Below are 22,971 nucleotides of genomic sequence, written 5' to 3' on the forward strand. Positions count from 1 at the left end.
AGTGTATACAACACATACAAATTAGAACGGTGTATATTATCGCAGTTAAACGTTTGCAGCGAGGCGTGCACGCCGTTGCTGCAGGAAGAGCCGGAAATCAGGCAAGGGATGTTATTTCACATAGCAGCCCTGTACTTGATTCCGGCTCTTCCTCATAATAATTTCATTTTTCAAAGGTTTTCACTCGCTCAGCTTTTTTATTAATATACCGGCACAAATAAATTCCTTCCGGCCGCCAGTAACGTCACACAGCCACCCCCGCTCGTGCCAGTAAAGTAGATAGCCGATGGGGAGGCAGGGGACAGATGCGAAGGTATAAGCGGGAGGGACGGAGAATCCTCACCAGATTCCTTAGCTTGTGGGATGAGAGCCGCTATCGGCGAACATTCCACAGGCTTAGGAATCTGTGTGATAGTCGCAGTCCCGGACGCATCGCAGCAGATGCCCCCTGCCTTCCCATCGGCGCCCTGCTTCACTAAACCTACAGTTACTTGATAAATCCAAAGCAGTTAAGTATTACGACAAGCATCAGCACTGGTACGATAACCGCGTACAACAGCTTCTGGAACTGTGAGAAGCCGCCGTCTCTTCCGTTGACGGTAAGTTCTTTTTCAAAATCCTTGAAGCCCCACACCTTAGCAACATAGAAGCAGGTGAGGAGACAGCCAAGAGGCAGCAGGATATATGCGGTAAATGTATCGAGCCAGTTGTAAATGTTATAATAGGATACCCCGTTTAAATCAATAAACGGGAGCTGCACTCCGCTTAACACGCCAAAGCCAAGCGACACGATGACACCGCCGGCAAAGATGACAAGCGAAGTGATGGTCGTAGATTTCCGGTGTGAAATATGTGCTGTCTCTTCCAGCCATTTGTTCGGAATCTCGATGATGGTGAACAGCGTGGAAAGAGCGGCAAACAGCAGGGCGATAAAGAAGAAGATGCCGATAAACCGTCCGCCCGGAAGCTTTGAGAATATCTGGGTCATTACCACGAAGATCAAGGAAGGACCGCTAGACACATCTACGCCTGCTCCAAAAGCGGAAGGAATAATTACAAAGCCTGCAGTCAGCGCTACGACAGTGTCACAGACTGCTATCCATATGGAATCCTTTTTGATGTTATTCGACTTTGGAAGACTGGCGCCGAGGGTGACAAAGATTCCCCAGCCGATTCCGATAGAGAACAGCACCTGCGTTGCGGCGTCCGCGAACACTTTGACGCTCATCTTGCTGAAATCCGGTACGATGTAATACTTCAGACCTTCGGCGGCATTAGGTGTGGAAAAGACAGCCCAGATACCACAAATGACTAGAAGTATAAACAGTGCCGGCATCATGAACTTGGTAATCTTCTCCACCAGATTCGTGATACCGAAGAACAGCAGAATCGCTACGACTATCATTACGATTGCCGTATAAATCAAAGGTTCCGCAGCTTTTGACGTAAAGCTGTTAAAAAATATCTGTGTGTCGGAACCAAAGTCTGCGCCGGTGATATAGGAGACTGCATATTTCAGCACCCATCCGCCGACGATAACATAATACATGTCAATCAAAGCCGTACAGAGCATGGCAATCCAGCCGATGAACCTGTACTTTTTCTTTATGGCACCGAAAGACGCCGCCACATTGGCCCTCGCGTAACGGCCTATGGCGCTTTCTGCCTTGATTAGAGGATAGCCCATAATCAAAGCCATAAGAATATAGACTACGATAAATACGCCTCCGCCTCCTCCGTAGGCGAGGTATGGGAACCGCCAGATATTGCCGAGCCCGATTGCGGCCCCTGCCGCAACCATGATGTACCCAAAGCGCGAACCCCATTGCGCCTGGTCGTTCGTACTGCTGCCAGTACCAGCCTCATTACTACTCATAACAACACTCCAATCTCTGATTTATTTGAGAAGTGTTGAATTAAAAAAGGATGCGCTCACAACTGCTGTGAGAGCATCCTTACCCAATCCAATCCTCTTTTTTAGTATAGCCTAGCAACATGCAGTTGTCAAGATTTTATCCATTCCGGAGGGGGCTGCGCGGCGCTCCTGTGTACGGAAAAAGGAACAAAATAAAGCCAATAATCACTAGACTTTTAAAGGTACTAAGGATATAATGGATGTATACGTCAAGTTATAATAATATGTAATGTATTTTAAGGAGGAACAACAAAAATGGCAAGAAAAATGAAGACCATGGACGGTAACCAGGCCGCGGCGCATGCGTCATATGCGTATACGGAAGTTGCGGCTATTTACCCGATCACACCATCATCTGTTATGCCGGAACACGTGGATGAATGGGCTACAGAGGGCAGGAAGAACATATTTGGACAAACTGTCCAAGTGACAGAGATGCAGTCAGAGGCGGGTGCAGCCGGAGCAGTACACGGTTCGCTGGCAGCAGGTGCTATGACGACGACGTTTACGGCATCTCAGGGATTATTGTTGATGATTCCTAACTTATATAAAGTAGCGGGTGAGCAGCTTCCGGGCGTATTCAACGTATCCGCCCGTGCGATTGCAAGCCATGCATTATCTATCTTCGGCGATCATTCAGATGTCTACGCCTGTCGTCAGACGGGTGCGGCTATGCTGTGTGAATCCAGCGTGCAGGAAGTTATGGACCTGACACCGGTTGCCCACTGTGCGGCACTGAAGGGAAAGATTCCGTTCATCAACTTCTTTGACGGATTCCGTACATCTCACGAGATTCAGAAGATAGAGACATGGGACTACGAAGATCTGAAAGAACTGGTTGATATGGATTCAATCGATGAATTCAGAAACCATGCTTTGAATCCAAACCACCCTTGCCAGAGAGGTTCTGCCCAGAACCCGGATATCTTCTTCCAGGCGAGAGAGGCATGTAACCCGTACTACGATGCTATGCCGGCTATCGTACAGGAATACATGGACAAGGTCAACGAGAAGATCGGAACAGACTATAAGCTCTTCAACTACTATGGAGCGGCAGACGCAGAAAGAGTCATCATCGCAATGGGTTCTGCCTGTGAGACGATTGAAGAGACAGTAGACTATATGCTGGCAGCAGGTGAAAAAGTAGGTGTTGTCAAAGTACGCCTTTACAGGCCATTCTGCGCACAGGCATTGATAGATGCAATTCCGGATACGGTCAAGACAATCTCTGTACTTGACAGGACAAAAGAGCCAGGTGCATTCGGCGAACCGTTATACCTGGATGTAGTGGCTGCATTAAAAGGTACTAAATTCGATGCAGTTCCTATACTGTCAGGACGTTACGGACTGGGATCAAAAGACACGACGCCGGCTCAGATTGTTGCAGTATTCAATAATACAGAGAAGGCTAAGTTTACAATCGGTATCGTAGATGATGTGACAGGACTCTCTCTGGAAACAGGCGCTCCTCTTGTTACGACTCCGGAAGGAACGATCAACTGTAAGTTCTGGGGACTTGGTGCAGACGGTACTGTCGGTGCCAACAAGAACTCCATCAAGATCATCGGTGATAATACTGACATGTATGCGCAGGCTTACTTTGACTATGACTCCAAGAAGTCCGGCGGTGTTACGATGTCACATCTGCGTTTCGGTAAGAAGGCAATCAAGTCTACTTATCTGATTCGTCAGGCAAACTTTGTGGCCTGCCACAATCCTTCTTATGTAGACAAGTACAACATGGTTCAGGAGCTCGTTGACGGCGGAACATTCCTGCTGAACTGTCCATGGGATATGGAAGGGCTTGAGAAACATCTTCCAGGACAGGTAAAAGCATATATCGCTGACCACAACATCAAGTTCTACACGATTGACGGTATCAAGATTGGTAAGGAAATCGGACTCGGCGGACGTATCAATACGGTGCTCCAGTCTGCATTCTTCAAACTTGCCTCCATCATTCCGGAAGAGGAAGCTATCGACCTTATGAAGAAGGCTGCAAAGGCTACTTACGGAAGAAAAGGTGACAAGATTGTACAGATGAACTATGATGCCATCGACGCAGGCGCTAAGCAGGTGGTAGAGGTTCCGGTTCCTGACAGCTGGAAGAGTTCTGAAGATGAAGGGCTGTTTACACCAGAAGTCAAGGGTGGAAGAGAAGATGTAGTTTCCTTTGTTAAGAATATACAGTCCAAAGTCAACTCTCAGGAAGGCAACTCCCTGCCTGTATCAGCATTCAGCGATTACGTTGACGGTTCTACGCCATCTGGTTCTTCTGCATACGAGAAACGTGGTATCGCAGTAGACATTCCAATCTGGAAAGAGGAGAACTGTATCCAGTGTAACCGTTGTGCTTATGTGTGTCCGCATGCAGTCATCCGTCCGGTTGCATTGACAGAAGACGAGTTTGCAAAAGCTCCGGAAGGAACGCGGGCAATCGATATGGTTGGCATGCCGGGAATGAAATTTGCGATTACGGTATCCGGCTATGACTGTACCGGATGTGGCTCCTGTGCAAACGTATGCCCGGGCAAGAAGGGCGAAAAGGCGCTCGTTATGGAGAACATGGAAGCGAATGTAGACAAATGCCAGGAAAGATTCGACTTTGGAAGAGCGATTCCGGTTAAGCCTGAAGTTGTTGCCAAGTTCAAACCAGAGACGGTAAAGGGCAGTCAGTTCAAACAGCCGCTCCTTGAGTTCTCGGGCGCTTGTGCGGGATGTGGAGAGACGCCATACGCGAAGCTGATAACACAGCTGTTCGGAGACAGGATGTACATCGCTAATGCTACAGGATGTTCTTCTATCTGGGGCAACTCCTCACCGTCCACACCATATACGGTGAACGACAAGGGACAGGGTCCTGCATGGTCCAACTCCTTGTTCGAAGACAATGCCGAGTTTGGATATGGTATGCTGCTTGCTCAGAAGGTTATCAGAAAGAGACTGAAAGAAGAAGTAGAATCCTTATTGGCTTCAGATGAAGCATCAGCAGAAGTAAAAGCTGCATGCCAGGAATACCTGGATACGTTTAACAGCGGAGCGACAAACGGAGATGCTTCTGATAAGCTTGTGGCTGCGTTAGAAGGATGCGGTTGTGAGACATGTAATGACATCGTGAAGAACAAAGACTTCCTCGCTAAGAAGTCCCAGTGGGTATTCGGCGGTGACGGATGGGCTTATGATATTGGATTTGGCGGTGTTGACCACGTGCTTGCAAGCGGCGAAGATATCAACATCATGGTATTTGATACGGAAGTTTATTCCAATACAGGCGGACAGTCCTCCAAAGCTACAAAGACAGGTGCGACAGCACAGTTTGCGGCAGGCGGAAAAGAGACGAAGAAGAAAGACCTTGCCGGTATCGCTATGAGTTACGGGTATGTATATGTGGCACAGATTGCCATGGGTGCGGACTTTAATCAGACGGTAAAGGCGATAGCGGAGGCGGAAGCTTATCCGGGTCCATCACTTATCATCGCTTATGCTCCATGTATCAACCATGGAATCAAGATGGGCATGAGCAAGGCTCAGACAGAAGAAGCGCTGGCAGTACAGTGCGGATACTGGAACAACTTCCGGTTCAATCCTGCTGCAGAAGGAGCGAAGTTTACTCTTGACAGCAAAGAGCCTACTGGTGATTATCAGGCATTCCTTGACGGAGAAGTACGTTACAGCGCTCTGAAGAGGGCAAATCCTGAGAAGGCAGAAAAGCTGTTCGCTAAGAATGAAGCAGAAGCCAAGGAAAGATATGACTATCTGAAGAAGCTCGTAACACTTTACGGGGGAGAATAAGAGACAGATTGCCCGGGGCATATGGCCTGGGGTATAGTAAGAGGAGGACAGGGCAGCCCTGTCCTCCTCTCTTTTATGTCACTGTTCTGTCATTGATCAGATATTCATCCTTACCTGCCTCTTGTATGATTTGAGGCAGATGCCTGTGCCAAAATTATATCATTTATTGACAAATACCGGTAAAAATGATACAAATGTACTATATGAATAATGAACTTGATAGAGGCGCGGTTTTCATAAGTAATCCAGTACGATAGTCCGGGAGACTGTACTGGGTGGAAGGGAAGACTGCCGAAGGGTGTGCATATCCCGTGTGCACATTCTGGGACGCGTGCAGAAGATGCCGCGGACTGTCACATCAGTGGAGCGCTATCAGTGTATAATGAGTACATAAAGTATCGAATGTATTATGCCATGAATGCGCCTCCGAAGGGCGTTGTTCATGGCGTTTTTGCAGTATGGGGAATAAGGTTCTCATAGGGAGGCTGCTCCACGTCCATACTGTGAGGATTCAGGGAAAAAAGGGAAGAGAGAGGAAGAAAGATGAACAAAAGAAGTAAGAAAGTTGTATGGGGGACGCTCGTTCTTCTGCTTATGCTGGCGTGCAGTTCGATGACTGTATTCGCAGCGGAAGACGCGGCGGAGTATGTGCCGGATATGTACGCATCTTTTTGGGCGCTTATACCGCCTGTTGTGGCTATCGTGCTTGCGCTTATCACGAAGGAGGTATACAGCTCGCTTTTCATAGGGATCTTGATGGGCGGTATATTCTACTCTAACTTTACGTTTGAAAAGACGGTTACACATGTATTCCAGGACGGCATTATAGGGGTTCTTTCTGACAGCTATAATGTGGGTATCCTTGTATTTCTCGTCATTCTTGGCGTCATGGTCTGTCTTATGAACAAGGCAGGCGGTTCCGCTGCATTTGGGCGGTGGGCCACGGAACATATCAAATCACGGGTGGGAGCGCAGCTGGCGACTATCGTACTCGGCGTGCTCATATTTATCGATGATTATTTCAACTGTCTGACCGTGGGAAGCGTTATGCGCCCGGTGACGGACAAGCACAACGTATCACGGGCAAAGCTGTCTTATCTGATTGACGCCACGGCGGCGCCGGTCTGCATCATAGCACCGATATCATCATGGGCGGCGGCCGTGACTGGATTTGTGGAAGGGGAGGATGGCCTATCTATATTCATACGGGCAATTCCTTATAACTTCTATGCTCTGCTTACAATCGTCATGATGCTTGGACTCGTGTTCATGAAAGTAGACTACGGCCCGATGAAGCTGCATGAAAAAAATGCGGCAAAAGGAGACTTGTACACGACTCCGGACCGCCCTTATGCCAATGCAGAGCCGGAGTCAGGGGAGGACAGCAAGGGGAAGGTCATAGATCTAGTGTTCCCGATACTGCTTCTTATCGTCTGCTGTGTAATCGGTATGATTTATACCGGTGGATTTTTCTCGGGTGAAGACTTTGTCACGGCATTTTCCCAGAGTGATGCTTCGGTCGGTCTTGTGCTTGGAAGCTTCTTTGCATTTGCGATTACAATCATATTCTATGTGGCAAGGCGGGTTATGAAGTTTGGCGAATGCATGTCCTGCATTCCGGATGGATTTAAGGCCATGGTACCTGCCATCCTCATCCTGACGCTTGCATGGTCCCTGAAAGCTATGACCGACAGCCTTGGAGCAGCCGCATACGTAGAGGCGATGATGAAGTCGAGCGCCAAAGGGTTTGTAACGCTTCTGCCGGCTATCATCTTCCTCGTGGGCTGTTTCCTCGCATTTGCAACAGGGACGTCTTGGGGCACTTTTGGAATCCTGATACCGATTGTGGTAGCCGTATTTGCCGGTACCAATGAAAATATGATGATTATCTCTATCTCGGCATGTATGGCTGGCGCTGTATGCGGAGACCACTGTTCACCTATCTCCGACACGACCATCATGGCGTCGGCCGGGGCGCAGTGCAATCATGTGAATCATGTGACGACACAGCTGCCTTATGCAGTTACGGTGGCGGCAGTGTCTTTTGTCACGTATATTGTCGCCGGGTTCGTCCAGTCTGCCTGGATTGCGCTTCCAGTGGGAGTCTTGCTGATGCTCATTGTATTGTTTGTAATCAGAGTGATCAACATCGATAAAGTATAGCAGTCGCGGGGAGGCAAGTATGCGGGAGACACAACAGAGGCCGAAAGCCGGACATGGCGCACATATAACGGCCATGCGTCCGGTCAGGCTCATAACTGTGGAGCATGCAGTTCATGCCCGGATGATAGCAGGCGTCCTGGAAGGAAACGGTATAAAGTGCTGGATACGCGACAAGGAAAGCGGAGGTTATATGAGCATTTACATGGGCTTTTCTGTCTTCGGGAAAGACTTGTACGTAGATGAAGCCGATGCAGCCCGGGCCCGGGAACTGGTGGACGGCATCGAAGCGGAGATAAATACAGAGGATGCGGAGAAGGTGGCGGAAGATGAAGATATCCCCGTCCCGCCATTTTACAGAAACAAGCGGATTACCGCGTGCGTTATCGCGGCTGTCCTTTGCATATTGGTGGCAGCAGCACTGATTCTGAACCTGTATGATGCATTCTTGGGCTAATGAAACATGAAGATACCCCTATAGAAATTCAGGCTTTTTCAAAGCCTTGAACCGCTACAGGGGTATCTGCGCTATACAGAATCTCTTTCCAAATTGCCCCTTCTGTCATAACCACAGCTTTCTTCACCAGTTAGACCCTCTCAAAAAATATTCCTTATATTCACCACCCTTTAAATAATACCTTTTTCTTTCGCATTTATCCATAGCCGGAACCCTGCCACTTTCCCGCCACAGTGTAAGAATCTGACTTCTTCAAAGCAGTATTCACCATTCATCTTCATGCCGGCAAGCTGCCTTTGCATAATAATCAGAATCCCCGGTTCTCTAATTGGAGATTCCCCGGCATATTTATAAGAGAACTGGGGAAGGTGCCGGTTCGTATTCAGCACCCTCTCCAGATATTCAACATACCCGTCAGGACACAGCTCTTTTTTAGGAATAAAGATTTTTTCAGCGCCGCCATTATCGTCCAGAAGGCACATGAATCTCTCCAGCGGTATGATAATGAACTCATCAGCACAATCAAAACAGATATTATATTTTTTTCTTTTCATATCTTCAGGAATTTAATTTTAAAAAGTTTCCTACTTTTTTTAAAGATGCCCTGTATATGACGTATTGGTACAGTGCTGCTATAATTCCGGCTCCTGCCAGTATAATCAGAACCTTCCTATCTGCCGCAGAAAAGTTCTTATCATTCATAGTAAGCGTCATGGCCTCATATATGAGCAGAAGTACCACTCCGATTATTGTCGGCAGGACAAAGACTTTTTTAATCTGGCTTTTCATCAGCTCTCTTCTGTAATGTCTGTCTGCCCCCAGTTTCTTAATATCTTCAAATGCCTGTGCATTGGCAATTCCCATTCCCTGGCTTCTTGTGTATCCGATGATTCCCACAGATGCGAAACATATCAGAAATACATAACCGAACAGAAGAAGCCTGTTAGCCAGAAGCATGGTTCTCTGCTGCTTTAAAAGCGGTTCCATAACGGGAGCATACTGCCAGTCTGTTTCTTTTAGAGGGTTCTTCGCATCTACAGTGGCGTCCTCCTCCAAATCTGCGTAATCACTTCCCTTTCTTTCTCCTTCCATAGCATTATAATAGTCCATAACATTCATATCTTCAGACATCCCATTTACAAATAACTCATAAAAATCTCCGGCAAATGCTGCCATACATTTAAGGTTTCCTTCCGTGTTGAACAGAACCTGCGTCTCCTGTTTTTTTTCCGAGAGCCCGCTTTTAAGTCTTGAAAAGTCTTCGTCGTTCAGGACAAAACGGCTTCCAGTATTCATTCCAACGCTCGGAGTTATGACAAGTGAATGGTAAGTCGTATTTCCTAAGTATTTCATCGGCAGGAACTGTTCTTCACTCTGACAGTATAATTTATCCATGTCCCCGAATTTGTACCAGATATTCTCGTATGCATTCCTGCCCTCAATCTGGTAATATGAGCCTTCTGATATATCAAGCTTCGTTCCTGTCAGCTTTTCGAATTCAGAAACACTGGTACAGTCATATTCCGCATACTCATCATAATAAATTTCTATCAGTTTATTATCATCAGACATGTCCCTGTCTGTTCCGCTGCCTATTACCCTTATAAATTCCCCTTCCCGGTAATCGTTTATTGATATACCATTTTGATCCGCCAGTGAATCAAGTTCTGCTTTCGAAGGTTCATCTGCATCATTCAGATAGCGGTAGGAAAAGTCATCCTCAAGCATCGTATCTGTTGTCATATTGGCCGGAATATAAGAAATTGCATATAGACCGGCGAAAATCAGCAGTGTAATAACCAGCATATTTTTCACAACAGATGCTCCCTGAAATTTTATCATTCCATAGTTGATAAGGTTATTATAATATTTCTGGGGATTCCTCCCTTTCTGGCGGCTGGATACCGCATACACCAGCATCCGGTATACTCCAAGCAATATTAAGAGGTAGAATGCATTGGTCCATCCCCCTAACCACAGCCCAAAAGCATACACTGTAATCTGTTCCAGAACTACCGCTCCGAAAAAACCCACAGCAGTCAGGATGATTCCGCTTATGAAGTAAGATTTGGATACTGCTTTTTTCATTGGTTCCTGTCTGCGCTGTTCATTAATGACTTCCAGAATATTCGTTCGCTTCATAGCTCTCCAGGCCAAAATCTCAACCATGATAAAAAGCACTGCTGCATACAGCACAGAAGCCAAAACTCCCGAAACAGTGAATGCAAATTCGGAATCGCTGACACTGGCTGTCATCATCTCCATCAGTTTTCCTACAATAAAAGCAATCACCGCACCCAGAAGAACACCTACTGCGGCACACACGCCGATAATCTTAGCCAGCTCAAGACTAAGGGCTTTGGCCAGAACATTCCTCTCTGCGCCAAGAGCCATAAATATCCCTATCTCACGGCTTTTATATCTGAGAAACAGCCGTGCCGCATATGCCGCGAATATAATACAGCCGGAGAGTGCCACACCGCATATAAGATAGATCTGTTTTCCGCTGTCTCCACCTGCCGGCAGGGAATCCTGTATCAGAGGGCTGCCCACCATCATAAGAAGTGATGACACAAGAAGGACCGCGAATGTCATACAGAAACGGAACTGCCAGTAATCTCCTTTATTCTTTTTTCTAAGCCTGCTCCATAAAGTACTAAGTGTCATCTTTACTCACCCCCGTTCAAGTCTCTTAATACAGTCAAAAGTTCTTCCATAAACTCCCGCCTGTTCCCTTTTTTCACAAGCTCTGTGTAGATTGCTCCGTCTCTCATCACAATCACCCTGTCACAATAGCTCGCCGAAAAGCTGTCATGGGTTACCATGAACGTAGTGGCCTTCAGCTTTTTCTGTGCATCCAAAAACGCACCGATTACCGCTTCACTGGAACGGCTGTCCAGATTCCCTGTCGGTTCATCCGCAAGGATTAACAGCGGATCATTCATCAATGCCCTTGCAACCGCCGTTCTCTGCTTCTGCCCTCCTGATATCTCTGCCGGATACTTATCTGCAATTTCACTTATCCCGAACATGTGAAGCAGATTTTCTGCCTTCTTTTCCATTTTCTCAAAAGGCTCTTTCCGAATAGATTTTGGGACACATACATTTTCAAAAACAGTCAGCCCATCCAGCAGCATAAAATCCTGAAATACGAATCCAAGCTTATTATTGCGCACTTTGGCAATCTGCTTCTCCGTTAACTTGGCAAGATTAGAATCCTTAAGCCTTACTGTTCCTTCTTCAAATGGTATGAAACAAGATATGCAGTTTAACAGTGTTGTTTTACCGGAACCGGAAGGTCCCATGACTGCCACGAATTCTCCTTCCTGTACCTCAAATGATACGTCCTTTAACACTTCATATCTGTTCTTCCCTGCCTGATAGCTTTTATAAAGGTGTTCTACTCTTAACATCATATATTCCTCCTGTTTTCTCTTCCTTTTCTGCTACTTATTTTATAGGAAACAGGCACGTGATTCGACCTTTCAATATGTCAAGTTTTACCGCTCTTTTGTAAAATTTAGTATTTGGAAATAGTCTGTCGAAATGCGGTGCATCTTCTTTTCTATATATCGGGCTTATGGTATAATGTGCGTACAGGGCAGAGCCGGGTTACCGGAAATGTAACTGATGAGTTTACTCAATCAGTTACACTTCCGGTAATCCGGCGAGCGAAGCGACCGAGGAAAACCGCAGGTTTTTCGAGGCTCTGCCCGATTGGTTCACGTTATGGTATGATAACCCATAAAGTACCGGAGGTTAAATATAAATGCTTAAGCTTGCAGTCTGCGACGACGAGAGAGTCTTTCGCAGTAATCTACGAAAAATAATAAGTACAGAACTGGATTTATGCGGAATTGATTATAAGATTTTTGAATTCACATGCGGGGAAGAACTGCTTGATTCCTTAGATAATGCAGATTACCAGATTACATTTCTTGATATTGAGATGAAGGCTCTTGACGGCATATCCACAGCAAAGGAACTCCGTTCGAGGAAGCGCTGCGGAGAGATTATATTCGTCACTTCACATCCGGACTTTGTCTTTCAGGGGTATGAAGTACGCGCCTTAAATTATATAATGAAGCCGTATGAACGGGATAAGATAACAGCGGTCCTGCATACGGCACTGGAAGCTCAGGATATCTCTCTGGAAAAGTATTATGTCATTGAACAGCAGGCAAAAAGTATCCGTGTCCCACTTTCTTCTGTTAAATACTTTGCCAGTGACAAGCGGATTGTCCATGCAGTCACCTCAGAGAAACGCTATTCCTTCTATGAAAAGCTAAGTGAACTGGAATCACAGCTGCCTGACAGCTTCATCCGTATTCACAGCCGTTATCTGATTAACTTAAAGTATCTTACAGAATTAAATGGAAACAGTGTCCTTGTAGACGGAGAGACACTTCCGGTGAGCCGTTCCTGCAAGTCAGATCTTTCCATTGCTTTTGCAAAATATATGCTGCATTAGGAGAACATATCATGCTGAATACAATTGAGTTTATTTTAAACTTGTCCATTTCTCTTGCCTATGGAGCGTTACTTTTTTTCATACTTAAGAAATTCCTACCGCTGCGCAGAGCGAATCTTGTACTGGAATGTCTTGAGGTGGTATTGATTGCATATACTACCAATATTTCTATATTTCCCGGGGAAACCACCGGCACTATAGGTTCTTTTCTGGCTTTATTCATACTGATGCTTATCTTCCACAGAAGCAGCCTCTTTTTGAAGCTCTCCGCTACTATCCTGATATTTCCGGTAATAACTGCCATTTCCTATATTCTGGAGGATGTGGGGTATCTTATCTGGCTGCATATCTGCCAGCGCCGGATGACTGAAACCGCCCAGAATATTCTCCATACGGTTACCATGTTTTTCCGCATCCCCATATGGTATGCAGTCTACTATTTTATAAAGATATATGTTCCACACGCTGTCCATGATTTGAGCAGACGGATGTGGATATTGATTGATCTTGTATCCCTGTCCTCGTTCATCGGAATCATCACTGTCATCTATAAGTCAACTTATGCCACTTCCTACGCCGCATATCCCGCATGCATCGCAAGCCTGATTACGAATATGGGGTGTTTTTATCTGTGCACCTATCTGGCCAAGACAATGCGTACAGAGATGGAACTTAAGACCTATCAGTACCAGCAGGTCTATTATAAAGAAATAGAAGCCGGCCAGCAGACGATACGTAGCCTTCGCCATGATATGAAGAACCACCTGAATATTGTCCGTACATTTCTTCATAACAAAAACTATGAAGACGCGGACCAGTATCTGAATGAGCTGGACAGGGAATTCATAACATCAGCAAAAGTATACTGTAAAAGCAGTACGGTCAATGCCGTGTTAAGCGCCAAAGAACAGACTATCAGGAATAACAATATACAATGCAGCTTCCAGATCGACCTTGAGGAAACGCCTCAGATTGATAATATTGATTTGTGCTCTCTATTAGCCAACACCCTGGATAATGCTATTGAAGCCTGCTGTAAGATACCGGACTATTCTATGCGTTTTCTTACATTGAAAGCACGGTGTAAAAATAATTATTTTAGTTATGAGCTTGTAAACTCTAAGGCGAATGCCATCATAGAAGAATCCGGACATTACAAGACGAGTAAAAATGATACTTCTCTCCACGGGATTGGTCTTGGCAGCGTAGCACGGATTGTGGAGAAATACGACGGGGACATAAAAATCGACTACACAGACGATACATTTACAGTAACCATTCTTATACAAGGATAGTAAAAGAACTAAACCGACAACCCCTTTCATGTTCAGGGAAAAACTGGTATAATGCACAGTGTAGCAGGCTGCATATTGGTCTATACTAATCATATACCCCCGCATGCGGTGGGACAGCCTGAATGATGAAAGGAGAAGATAGGTAGTTATGAGTGTAAAAGACTTACGTGCATATGATCTGATACAGGAAGAAAAACTAGAGGGAATCAAGTCTTACGGTTATCTGATGAAGCATAAGAAAAGCGGAGCGAGGCTTCTGCTCGTAGAAAATGAGGATGACAACAAAGTGTTTTCCATCGGCTTCCGCACGCCCCCGTCAGACAGTACCGGGGTGCCGCATATTATGGAACATTCCGTACTGTGTGGTTCTAAGAATTTTCCGGCCAAAGATCCCTTTGTGGAACTGGTGAAAGGTTCCCTGAATACATTTCTCAATGCGATGACCTATCCGGATAAAACCGTGTACCCGGTGGCAAGCTGTAATGACAAGGATTTCCAGAATCTGATGCACGTCTACATGGATGCGGTATTATATCCGAATATATATGAACATGAAGAAATATTCCGGCAGGAAGGGTGGAGCTATAAGCTGGAAGATGCAGATGCAAAACTGGAATATAACGGCGTTGTATATAATGAGATGAAAGGAGCGTTTTCGTCACCGGAAGGCGTGCTGGACAGAGTCGTGCTCAACACGCTGTTTCCGGATACCTCATATGCCAATGAATCCGGCGGCGATCCGGAAGCGATTCCGGATCTTACGTATGAGCAGTATCTTGATTTCCACAGGAAGTATTACCATCCGTCCAACAGCTACATCTACTTGTATGGAAATATGGATATGGAAGAGAAGCTCCAATGGCTGGATAAGGAATATCTAAGTGCTTTTGAAGCGGATGATGTAGACTCGGAGATTAAGCTGCAGCAGCCGTTTGAACAGATGAAGGAAGTGACGATTCCGTATTCCATTGCGAGTGATGAGCCGGAAGCGGATAATACGTACCTGTCTTATAATAAAGTGATAGGAACAAGCCTTGACAAAGAACTCTATCTGGCGTTCCAGATACTGGACTATGCGTTGCTCTCTGCTCCGGGGGCGCCGCTTAAAAAGGCGCTGACCGATGCAGGGATAGGCAAGGATATCATGGGTTCCTACGACAACGGCATTTACCAGCCGATTTTTTCTGTCATAGCGAAAAATGCCAATGTAGAGCAGAAGGAAGCTTTTGTCGGAGTGATTGAAGACGTACTTGCCGGTATAGTGGAGAGGGGTATGGACAAGAGGGCGCTTGAGGCCGGAATCAATTACCACGAGTTCCGCTATCGGGAAGCGGATTTTGGCAATTACCCGAAAGGGCTCATGTACGGACTGCAGATGATGGACAGCTGGCTCTACGACGAAGAGAGGCCCTTTCTCCATATTGAGGCGCTGGAGACATTCGAGTTTCTTAAAAGGCAGGTTGGAACCAGATATTATGAAGATTTGATTCAGAAGTATCTGCTTGACAACACCCACGGGGCTGTCGTAATAGTAGAACCGGAAAAGGGGCGTACGGCCAGGATGGATCAAGAACTGGAGAGAAAGCTGCAGGAGTACAAGGAAAGCTTAAGCGGAGAAGAAGTGAAAGAGCTCGTGGAACGGACAAGAGGGCTCGAGGCATACCAGTCGGAAGAAGACAGCGAAGAAGATCTGAACCGTATCCCGGTTTTGAGGCGGGAAGACATTTCCCGTGATATCGAACCGATATTAAATGAAGAGATGACAGTTGCGGGCGTGCCGGCCGTATTTCATGACATAGAGACGAACGGTATCGGGTATGTGGATATCTTGTTTGACCTGTCGGGGATACCGGCAGAGGAGGTGCCGTATGTCGGAATCCTGCAGACGGCTCTCGGTATTATCGATACGGATAATTTTGCATATGGCGAACTGTTCAATGAGATTAACATGCATACGGGCGGCATCGGCACGTCACTTGAACTGTATTCTGACGTTACCGATGTGCGCAGCAAAGCGTTCCGGGCGACGTTGGAGATAAAAGCAAAAGCGCTGTACGGAAAGCTGCCGGTTGCATTTGACATGATGGGGGAGATACTGACTGCATCGAAGCTGGATGACACGAAGCGGCTGAAGGAGATTCTTGCGATGGCGAAGTCCCGGCTGCTCATGCGGTTCCAGTCTGCCGGCCATCTGACAGCCGCGCTCAGGGCGATGTCATATTCTTCTCCGTCGGCGAGATTCAAGGATATGACGAACGGCATTGCCTTTTATGAGAAGATTGCAGATATCGAGGAACATTTTGAAGAGCGGAAAGAAGAGCTTGTCCGGCATTTGCAGCATCTCGTGAAGCAGCTGTTCAGACCGGACAATATGATGATCAGCTATACTGCGTCTAGGGAAGGGCTTGAAGGATTAGAGCGTCTGGCTGCAGGCCTGAAGGCAAGGCTCTTTAAAGAGACGCCGGATGAGACGCCGTGCATCATACAATGCGAAAAGAAAAACGAAGGGTTCAAGACTGCTTCTAAAGTACAGTATGTGGCGCGCACAGGCAATTTTATCGACAATGGCGCATCTTATACAGGCGCCCTGCAGATATTGAAAGTAATTCTAAGCTATGAGTATCTATGGCAGAATATACGCGTCAAAGGCGGCGCATACGGCTGTATGAGCAATTTTAACCGCATCGGGGAGGGATACTTCGTATCGTACCGTGACCCGAACCTGAAACGGACGATAGACGTGTATGAAGGTGTTGTCGATTATCTGAAGAACTTTACGGTTAGCGAGCGGGATATGACTAAATATATCATCGGGACAATGAGCAACATAGACCAGCCTATGACACCGGCTGCAAAGGGAGAGCGTTCCATGAGCCTGTATATGAATAAGGTCAGTGCGGATATGATACGGGAAGAACGCAGCCAGATACTGGATGCGACCCAGGGTGATATCCGGTCCCTGTACCGCGTCGTGGAGGCGGTGCTCAAGGCGGGACAGCTCTGCGTCATCGGCAGTGAAGAGATGATAGAGGAGAACAAAGACCTGTTCAAGACTGTGACAAGTTTTTAACAGGGGACGTAAGAAAATGAAGTTTGGTTACGTACCAGATTGAGAAGGAGAACGTATGAAAAAGGATTTTAAATCGGGATTCGTCACGTTGATTGGCCGCCCGAATGTAGGAAAGTCAACGCTTATGAACTATCTTGTCGGGCAGAAGATAGCCATCACATCCAATAAGCCTCAGACGACGCGCAACCGTATACAGACCGTGCTGACGCTGGAGGAAGGGCAGATCGTGTTCGTGGACACGCCGGGAATCCATAAGGCCAAGAACAAGCTCGGCGAATATATGGTAAATGTGGCGGAGAAGACGCTGAATGAGGTGGATGTCGTGCTGTGGCTCGTTGAGCCGACCACGTTCATCGGTGCCGGAGAGAAGCACATCGCACAACAGCTCGGAAAAGTAAACACGCCGGTCATTCTCGTCATCAATAAGGTGGATATGGTAAAAAAGGAAGAGATTCTGCAGGCTATAACAGCGTATAAAGATATCTATGAATTTGCGGAAATTGTCCCGGTGTCGGCCAGAAACGGCGATAATACAGATGAACTCATGTCAGTCGTCATGAAGTACCTGCCATACGGGCCGCAATTCTATGACGAAGACACGGTTACTGACCAGCCGGAGCGGCAGATCGTGGCGGAACTTATCCGTGAGAAGGCGCTCCACAGCTTGAATGAGGAGATACCCCATGGCATTGCAGTGGCGGTCGACAGCATGAAAAAGAACAAAAAAGTAATGCATATAGATGCCACTATAATATGTGAACGTGATTCCCACAAGGGGATAATTATTGGCAAGCAAGGAAATATGTTGAAAAAGATTGGCAGCACGGCCAGGTTTGAAATAGAAAAAATGCTCGGATGTCAGGTAAACCTTAAGCTCTGGGTAAAAGTAAAAAAAGACTGGCGTGACAGTGAGTTCCTGATGAAAAATTTTGGATACAGGGATAACGAATAAAAAGATGCCGCCATGGGAGAACCTAATCTTATAAAACGGAAGATGAGGTGATTCCATGGAAGACAGATACTGGGACAGATTTACCAGAACAGGAACAGTGACAGATTATCTATATTACAAAGGAATGGATATCTGCAGGCAGGTGATGGACCGCTGCGATACGGAAGCCGAATCGGCAGACGGCACACACGATGCAAGACAGACAGGTGGAAGAATCAGTGAATCAGATTACGGTGACAGGCATGGTGCTTCATGCATCTCCTATAGGTGAATATGACAGGCGGGTTGTGATTCTGACGAAGGAACGGGGGAAGATATCTGCATTTGCGCGTGGGGCGAGAAAGCCTCACAGTGCACTTGTAGGCGTAACGAGCCCGTTTACCTTCGGTGAGTTCACGGTATACGAGGGACGGACATCATACACGCTCGTGTCTGCTTCCGTTACCAACTACTTTTCAGAATTGAGAGTGGATGTAGAGGGTGCTTACTATGGCTTTTATTTTCTGGATTTTGCCAGCTATTACGCCAGAGAATACAATGACGAGACACTTCTTCTGAAGCTCCTGTATCAGACGCTGCGCGCGCTGACCAATCCGCATCTTGACAACCGCCTTATCCGGTACATATTTGAGCTGAAAGCAGTAGCTGTCAACGGGGAAGCGCCCCAGGTTTTTGAATGTGTCCGCTGCGGGGACAGAGAACGTCCCGCGCTGTTCAGCGTGTCGAAAGGAGGGCTTGTGTGCAGCGAATGCCAGAGAACGGCCGGTGACGGAATCCGGCTGCTTGCGTCTACGCTGTATGCGATGCAGTATATTATCAGCTCTCCGGTCGAAAAGCTATATACTTTTGCAGTAAAAGATGATGTTCTGGCTGAACTCGGTAAAATTGTCAGTGCATATTTGGACACCTATGTGGAAAAACGCTTCAAATCCCTGGAAATACTGGAAACAATTGTGCGATAGGGCTTGAAAACCCCGGTTGATAACTGTATAATAATTAACAATTATGAAACTTATAGAAGGCGAGGATGAGGTTATGGTAGAAAAAACGATGGATAAGATAGTGGCATTGGCGAAATCAAGAGGATTCGTATACCCGGGGTCTGAGATTTACGGCGGGCTTGCAAATACATGGGACTATGGAAATCTCGGTGTAGAATTAAAGAATAATGTTAAAAGAGCATGGTGGCAGAAGTTCGTACAGGAATCTCCATACAACGTTGGTGTAGATTGTGCAATCCTGATGAACCCGCAGACATGGGTGGCAAGTGGACATCTCGGGGGATTCAGCGATCCTCTGATGGACTGTAAGGAATGCCACGAGCGTTTCCGTGCGGATAAGATGATTGAAGACTTTGCACATGCCAACGGGCTTGACATCGGCGACAGCATCGACGGCTGGAGCCATGAGCAGATGGAGGCCTATATCAAGGAGCATGAAGTTCCATGTCCGACCTGCGGAAAACATAATTTTACGGAAATCCGTGAGTTCAACCTTATGTTCAAGACGTTCCAGGGTGTTACGGAGGATGCCAAGAGTGTCGTATACCTACGTCCGGAAACCGCACAGGGAATCTTTGTAAACTTTAAAAATGTTCAGCGTACATCAAGGAAGAAGATACCGTTTGGTATCTGCCAGGTCGGAAAATCCTTCCGTAATGAGATTACGCCGGGTAACTTTACCTTCCGTACGAGAGAGTTTGAACAGATGGAGCTGGAATTCTTCTGCGAGCCGGGCACAGACCTCGAGTGGTTCAACTACTGGAAGAAGTTCTGCCTGAACTGGCTTGAGACGCTGGGGCTCAAGGATGATGAAGTGCGTTATCGCGATCATTCTCCTGAAGAGCTGAGCCATTACAGCAATGCCACCACGGATATAGAATATCTCTTCCCGTTTGGATGGGGTGAGCTGTGGGGCGTGGCTGACCGGACGAATTATGACCTCACGCAGCATCAGAATGTGTCGAAGCAGGATATGAGCTACTTTGATGATGAGAAGAAGGAAAAATATATTCCTTATGTCATCGAGCCTTCACTTGGCGCAGACCGTATGGTTCTTGCGTTCCTGTGCAGCGCATATGACGAAGAGGAACTGGAAGGCGGAGATGTGAGGACGGTACTTCATTTCCATCCGGCACTTGCCCCGGTAAAGATTGGTATCCTTCCGCTGTCTAAAAAACTAAATGAGGGCGCAGAGAAAGTGTACGCGCAGCTGAGCAAGAAATATAATTGTGAGTTTGACGACCGCGGCAACATCGGCAAGCGTTACCGCCGCCAGGATGAGATCGGAACTCCGTTCTGTGTGACTTATGACTTCGATTCTGAGGAAGACGGTGCGGTCACGGTGCGTGACAGAGATACGATGGAGCAGGAAAGAGTCAAAATTGAAGATTTGGACGCTTATTTTGCAGAAAAGTTTGAATGGTAAGAATATTTAGCCTTATACTGTAACATGGTCCCCTTTTGCCGGATAGTAGACGAGGCAAAAGGGGGTTTTATATATCTTGACCTGAAATGGGTGACGGAGGTGGCATAATGCTTCGGAAGGTGACGCGGGAGGAGCTCGCAGATATAATCAAAAGGAGGACGCCGGGGGAGCAGCTGGATTTGCACGAAACGCTGCTGGAAGACATGAATCTCTCCGGCTGGGACTTACATAATGTCAATTTTAATAAAAGTGATATACGAAATGTGAACCTGGATGGGGCCAACATGGCATATCTTAAGGCGGACAACGCGTTTTTCGGAGGTTCTACGTTCCGGGGAACGAATCTGTCCGGGGCGTATCTGCATTCTGCCGACTTGAGAGGATGCAATCTGACCGGCGCTGACATACGGGGTGCGGATTTGTTTGCGTCAGCCTTGGAGCGGGCGGACCTGACGGACGTCAAGGCGGATGGGGAAACGAAGTACTTTCACTTATACTGTCCTGAGAAAGGTCCTTTTATCGGATGGAAAGTGTGCTTTGGAAGAAGAATCGTCCAGCTTCTCGTACCGGAGGATGCAAGGAGGATATCCGGGACGACGAACGAAGTAAAGTGTGATAAGGCAAAAGTTTTGACGATAAAGAGCGTGGATTACCGTGAGAGTTTTAAAGAAGCCCATTCCTATGTAGATGAGAATTTTGTGTACCGCGCGGGGGAGATGGTTTATGCGGAGAATTTTAACCCTGACCGCTTTCTTGACTCTGCGGGGGGGATACATATCTGGCTTACAAGAGAAGAGGCCATCGCCTATCTCGGCTAATTGGCGTTCGTATTCTAAGACCTCGTTGCAGGCGTCCGATAATACATCTCACGTTCATGCGTGAGACAATCGTTCCGGAAGCGTTGTATTTTCCAATCCATTTCCAAAAAGGACCTTGAGTGATTCCATCCTTCTCTTTTTCCATAGAAATACTCCCTCCTAAGTAAACAGTTTTATTATTTTAACTGCCTACCCAGAAGGGAGCATACCAATGGACCGATGTCTTATTTTAATATTCTCTAACTAGCTTTTTTCTCTTTCTTTCTGATAGTGATATCAGTTGTATAGCTTTCCGGATGTTTTCTTCTGTCTAACAGTTCCGCAGATGCTGTGTATAGAACATCTGTAGAAGAGTTGAGTGCTGTCTCGCAGGAATCCTGGATAACACCGATGATAAAACCAACACCGACAACCTGCATAGCGACATCATTCGGGATTCCGAACAGGCTGCAGGCGAGCGGTACGAGAAGCAGGGAACCGCCGGCTACACCGGATGCGCCGCACGCACTGGCTGCTGATAATACGCAGAGGATGATAGCTGTTGGGAAATCCACAGATACATCGAGCGTATGTGCTGCTGCAAGCGCGAGGACGGAAATCGTGATAGCGGCTCCACCCATGTTGATAGTTGCGCCAAGCGGGATGGAGATGGAATATGTATCTTCGTCAAGGCCCAGGCTCTCACACAGCTCCATGTTGACCGGGATGTTGGCGGCCGAGCTACGTGTAAAGAATGCTGTGATACCGCTGTCCTTAAGACATTTCAGCACGAGCGGATATGGGTTCTTCCTGTAGCAGATGAATACGATAATCGGGTTTACGACGAGTGCTACGAAGAATACGCTTCCTACGATAACAAGGATTAATTTTCCGTATGAAAGAAGGACGTCAAGCCCCTGTTCAGATATCGTGTTGAAGATAAGGCCCATGATACCGAATGGTGCACAGCTGATGACCCATCTGACAGCCTGGGATACGGCGTCTGCTATGTTGCTGAGGGCCTTCTTCGTGCCGTCGCTGGCTTTCTTCAGAGCAAGGCCAAAGATAACCGCCCATGCAAGAATACCGATATAGTTGGCATTTACGATGGATTCGACAGGGTTGGACACGATGTTCATCAAGAGGTTGGTAAGCACTTCGCCTACGCCGCCCGGTGCGGTCATATCTTCTACGCTGTCGGTAAGTGTAAGTGTAATCGGGAACAGGAAGCTTGCCACTACGGCAACACATCCTGCGAGGAATGTACCGAGCAGATATAGTACTACTACGGATTTCATATTTGTCTTCTGTCCTTTCCCCTGGTTACAGAGGGCGCTCATTACAAGGAAGAATACAAGGATTGGAGCAATCGCTTTCAGCGCTCCTACAAATAACTGGCCTAATAATGCGATAGGCTTTGCCTGTGGAACAACCAGACCGAGAATTAAACCGATGATCAAACCACAGATAATCCTCTTTACAAGACTGATGCTGTTCCATTTGGTGATAATGTTTTTCATTTCTCTCATTTCGCAGATATTGACATATTATGATTCATAATATATATCTGCTTTCCTCTCTTTCTTTTAGTTTCGTTTTCCCCAACGTGAGATTATTATCTCATATAGTTGTGAA

At 46.8% G+C, this 22,971-nt stretch carries 16 protein-coding genes and 1 riboswitch; of the genes, 11 read left to right on the plus strand and 5 right to left on the minus strand.

What is annotated here, in order from left to right; translation table 11 throughout:
* Positions 1-487 precede the first annotated feature (487 nt).
* Positions 488-1,876, minus strand: coding sequence for a sodium-dependent transporter (locus HMPREF0980_RS16350; RefSeq protein ID WP_049730135.1), 1,389 nt, complete (start codon positions 1,874-1,876; stop codon positions 488-490).
* Positions 1,877-2,170: 294 nt separating this feature from the next.
* Here HMPREF0980_RS16350 and nifJ point away from each other — a divergent pair, with 294 nt between their 5' ends.
* From nifJ to HMPREF0980_RS16365, 3 genes are all read left to right on the plus strand, one after another.
* On the plus strand, positions 2,171-5,707 hold the full coding sequence (nifJ, locus tag HMPREF0980_RS16355) for a pyruvate:ferredoxin (flavodoxin) oxidoreductase (RefSeq protein WP_049730136.1): 3,537 nt from the start codon (positions 2,171-2,173) through the stop codon (positions 5,705-5,707).
* A gap of 212 nt (positions 5,708-5,919) precedes the next feature.
* Positions 5,920-6,087, plus strand: a riboswitch (Lysine riboswitch).
* Positions 6,088-6,301: 214 nt separating this feature from the next.
* Positions 6,302-7,870, plus strand: a complete 1,569-nt coding sequence (locus tag HMPREF0980_RS16360) for a Na+/H+ antiporter NhaC family protein (RefSeq protein WP_442855438.1) — start codon at positions 6,302-6,304, stop codon at positions 7,868-7,870.
* A 19-nt stretch (positions 7,871-7,889) separates the two neighbouring features.
* Positions 7,890-8,324, plus strand: coding sequence for a putative signal transducing protein (locus HMPREF0980_RS16365; RefSeq protein ID WP_049730138.1), 435 nt, complete (start codon positions 7,890-7,892; stop codon positions 8,322-8,324).
* Between the two features lie 170 nt (positions 8,325-8,494).
* On the opposite strand, the gene HMPREF0980_RS16370 is transcribed toward HMPREF0980_RS16365, so the two are convergent.
* From HMPREF0980_RS16370 to HMPREF0980_RS16380, 3 genes are read right to left on the minus strand one after another with little or no spacing between them, the layout of a single operon-like run.
* On the minus strand, positions 8,495-8,878 hold the full coding sequence (locus HMPREF0980_RS16370) for a hypothetical protein (RefSeq protein ID WP_049730139.1): 384 nt from the start codon (positions 8,876-8,878) through the stop codon (positions 8,495-8,497).
* Between the two features lie 4 nt (positions 8,879-8,882).
* Positions 8,883-10,991 carry an FtsX-like permease family protein gene (locus HMPREF0980_RS16375; RefSeq protein ID WP_084002905.1) on the minus strand — a complete coding sequence of 703 codons (2,109 nt, stop codon included), beginning with the start codon at positions 10,989-10,991 and terminating at the stop codon, positions 8,883-8,885.
* 2 nt (positions 10,992-10,993) lie between these two features.
* Positions 10,994-11,737: an ABC transporter ATP-binding protein gene (locus HMPREF0980_RS16380; RefSeq protein WP_049730141.1), complete on the minus strand. Its 744-nt coding sequence runs from the start codon at positions 11,735-11,737 to the stop codon at positions 10,994-10,996.
* Between the two features lie 356 nt (positions 11,738-12,093).
* On the opposite strand from HMPREF0980_RS16380, the gene HMPREF0980_RS16385 reads away from it, so the two are divergent.
* The 8 genes from HMPREF0980_RS16385 (at position 12,094) to HMPREF0980_RS16420 (ending at position 21,357) form a co-directional block, all read left to right on the plus strand.
* Positions 12,094-12,795, plus strand: coding sequence for a LytR/AlgR family response regulator transcription factor (locus tag HMPREF0980_RS16385; protein WP_049730142.1), 702 nt, complete (start codon positions 12,094-12,096; stop codon positions 12,793-12,795).
* Between the two features lie 11 nt (positions 12,796-12,806).
* Complete coding sequence (locus tag HMPREF0980_RS16390) at positions 12,807-14,090, plus strand: sensor histidine kinase (RefSeq protein WP_049730143.1); 1,284 nt, start codon at positions 12,807-12,809, stop codon at positions 14,088-14,090.
* Positions 14,091-14,238: 148 nt separating this feature from the next.
* Positions 14,239-17,160 (plus strand): insulinase family protein, encoded by a 2,922-nt coding sequence (locus HMPREF0980_RS16395; protein WP_049730144.1) that lies wholly within the window; start codon positions 14,239-14,241, stop codon positions 17,158-17,160.
* 55 nt (positions 17,161-17,215) lie between these two features.
* Positions 17,216-18,112, plus strand: coding sequence for a GTPase Era (gene era, locus HMPREF0980_RS16400; protein WP_049730145.1), 897 nt, complete (start codon positions 17,216-17,218; stop codon positions 18,110-18,112).
* Between the two features lie 55 nt (positions 18,113-18,167).
* Positions 18,168-18,383, plus strand: coding sequence for a hypothetical protein (locus HMPREF0980_RS16405; RefSeq protein WP_049730146.1), 216 nt, complete (start codon positions 18,168-18,170; stop codon positions 18,381-18,383).
* Positions 18,331-19,074 (plus strand): DNA repair protein RecO, encoded by a 744-nt coding sequence (gene recO / locus HMPREF0980_RS16410; protein ID WP_084002907.1) that lies wholly within the window; start codon positions 18,331-18,333, stop codon positions 19,072-19,074. The genes HMPREF0980_RS16405 and recO overlap by 53 nt, the downstream gene beginning before the upstream one ends.
* A 73-nt stretch (positions 19,075-19,147) precedes the next feature.
* On the plus strand, positions 19,148-20,539 hold the full coding sequence (locus HMPREF0980_RS16415) for a glycine--tRNA ligase (protein WP_049730148.1): 1,392 nt from the start codon (positions 19,148-19,150) through the stop codon (positions 20,537-20,539).
* A 107-nt stretch (positions 20,540-20,646) separates the two neighbouring features.
* Entirely contained in the window at positions 20,647-21,357 is a 711-nt protein-coding gene (locus HMPREF0980_RS16420) for a pentapeptide repeat-containing protein (protein ID WP_049730149.1), read from the plus strand.
* Positions 21,358-21,596: 239 nt separating this feature from the next.
* On the opposite strand, the gene sstT is transcribed toward HMPREF0980_RS16420, so the two are convergent.
* Positions 21,597-22,856, minus strand: coding sequence for a serine/threonine transporter SstT (gene sstT / locus HMPREF0980_RS16425; RefSeq protein ID WP_049730150.1), 1,260 nt, complete (start codon positions 22,854-22,856; stop codon positions 21,597-21,599).
* Between the last annotated feature and the right edge of the window lie 115 nt (positions 22,857-22,971).

This window comes from Dorea sp. D27 (genome assembly GCF_001185345.1).
GTDB lineage: Bacteria > Bacillota > Clostridia > Lachnospirales > Lachnospiraceae > Extibacter.